Source organism: Parapedobacter pyrenivorans, assembly GCF_014636865.1.
GTDB classification, from domain to species: Bacteria; Bacteroidota; Bacteroidia; order Sphingobacteriales; family Sphingobacteriaceae; genus Parapedobacter; species Parapedobacter pyrenivorans.
In genome coordinates this window covers 1-2,552 of the sequence record NZ_BMER01000007.1, presented here as the reverse complement: position 1 = coordinate 2,552, position 2,552 = coordinate 1, and the positions used below count along the sequence as shown (strand labels likewise).

Annotated in this window: 1 protein-coding gene; it reads right to left on the bottom strand. The window is 62.9% G+C overall.

Annotated elements, in window-relative coordinates; translation table 11 throughout:
• The coding region (locus IEV98_RS22945) for a beta strand repeat-containing protein (RefSeq protein WP_194444874.1) at positions 1-2,552 on the bottom strand (2,552 nt) is incomplete at both ends.

The window sequence follows — 2,552 nt, the reverse complement described above, 5'->3', positions numbered from 1 at the left end:
GCCCCGGCCAGGGTCAGGCTAATGGCCGTCCGGTTGCCCGCCGTCACGCTTGCCTGGTCGAAGGCCACGCCGCTGACGGGCGGGGCGGTTCTGTCAATTGTCACCGTCAACGCGTCGGAGTAAGCACTTGTATTACCTGCCACATCGGTGGCGGTAATCTGCAGCTGGTGGGTACCTTCCGCCAAGCCCGATACATCCAGGCTCCAGCTGCCGTCGGCATTGGCCGTGGCATTGGTGAGGCCGCCCTCCAGATCGGACCGGGCGTGTACCCGCGCATCTGCCTCCACCGAGCCGGCGGTGCCCTGAAGGGTGATGTCAGCCAGGTTGGTGATGCCATCCGAGTTACTTTCGCCCGTATCCGAGGCCGTCGCCAATACCGGGGATGAAGGTTTGGGATGTGGGGTGGTATCCACGGTGATTTCCAGGGCAGTGGACGCCCCGGAAGTATTCCCCGCCCCATCCGTGGCGGTGGCCGTAAGGCCATGCGCTCCATCGGTAAGCGGTGTGGTGGGTGTATAGTTCCACTCGCCGCTGCCGTTGGAGGTGGTGGTACCCAGCACGCCGTCCAAATCGGAGGTGACCGTGATGGTCACGTTCGCATCGGCCGTCCCGTTCAGCGCCGGCGTGTTGTCATTCGTGATGCCGTCGCCCGCGGTACCCGAATCGGAGCCTGCATCCAATGCCAGGCCGGCCGGTACGCCGGGCGCGTCCCGGTCTACCGTATGGAGTTCGCCACCGGTAAAGGCCGCCACGTAACCGTTGGTGCCGTCACCGTTGCCCTCCGTATCCGTAATCCCCGGGTTAGCAACCACGTCCAGCCGCAGCGTACCCGTACCGCTGATCTGGTCGATCGTCACCGTCACGGTATTCGCATTCACCGGGGAATGGCTGGCAATATCCGCGCTCGCCGTACCCGACGGTGTGAGCGTAAAATCACTGATCGAAATATTCGCCGGCACCTCGTCAAAGTAAACGGTGAACTGGATAGCCTCCGCATTGGCCGAAGGCGTACCGCTTACCTCGATGGCCGTCACCACAGGCGGCGTCATATCGACTACCGTGACACTGATTGTGCCATCGGCAGGCCCCGTATCCGCGGCATCGCGGATGCGCGTCGTAATCGTAAAATCCTGTTCGTTGTCGGCTGATGGTGTAAAAGCCACCGCTGCCAGTGCCGCATTTACGTCCGCCACCGAACCGGTCACCGTCCATACACCGGTGCCGGCATTATAGGTTGATGTCGCCGAGCCGAATGTACCGGTGCTCAATGTGCCCGCCGCCGGATCACTCATTGTCAGTGTTGCGGTGATTGCTTCCCCCGCATCGGGGTCAGTCACCACGATGTCGTCCAGTGCTATAGCGCTGCCGCCTTCGGCAGCGGTCTTCGATTGCGTCAGGTTGGTTGCCGTGGGGGCATCATTCACCGCGGTAACCTGCAGCGTAATTGTTCCGGAATCCTGCTGGGACCCGCCTGACCCCGTGTTGCCGCTGTCGTTGATTGATGCCGTCAGTACCACATCTCCCGTAGCGTTTGCCGCCGTGGTGAAGGTCACGTTGCCTGCCGCGATAAACGCATTGATATCCGCGATCGTTCCCGTCAAGGTCAGCGCACTGGCGGTCCCGCCGACGGTCACACCGGCCCCACCGGTCGCCGACAGCGCGCCACCCGGAACGGATAATGTTGCGGTTACCGTCCCCGATCCCGCATCCACATCGGCAAAGCTGATGCCCGTGAGCGCCGCCGGTACGTCCTCGGTCACAGCGATGGTGGCCGGTGCCGTGATTACGGGTGCATCGTTCACCGCGGTAACCGTAACGCTGACCGTGCCATCGGCAGGCCCCGTATCCGCTGCATCGCGGATGCGGGTCGTAATCGTAAAATTCTGGTCGTTGTCGGCTGATGGCGTGAAGGCCACCGCGGCCAGCGCCGCATTCGCGTCGGCCACGGAACCGCTTACCGTCCATACACCGGTGCCGGCATTGTAGGTTGATGTCGCCGAACCAAAGGTGCCCGTGCTCAGCGATCCGGCCGCCGGATCGCTCATTGTCAGTGTTGCGGTGATCGTTTCCCCCGCATCGGGGTCAGTCACCACGATATCATCCAGTGCTATAGCGCTGCCGCCTTCCGCAGCGATTTTTGCCTGCGTCAGGTTGGTTGCCGTGGGGGCATCGTTCACCGCGGTAACCTGCAGCGTAACCGTTCCGGAATCCTGCTGGGATCCGCCCGTTCCCGTGTTGCCGCTGTCGTCTATTTCCACGGTCAGCGTTACATTGCCGGTCGCATTCGGTGCAGTGGTGAAGGTCACGTTGCCTGCCGCGATATAAGCGTTGATATCGGCCATCGTTCCCGTCAGCGTCAGGGCGCTGGCGGTCCCGCCGACGGTCACGCCGGCTCCGCCGGTCGCCGACAGCGAGCCGCTTGGAACGGATAGGGTCGCGGTTACATTGCCCGATCCCGCATCCACATCGGCAAAGCTGATGCCCGTGAGCGCCGCCGGTACGTCCTCGGTCACAGCGATGGTGGCCGGTGCCGTGATTACGGGTGCATCGTT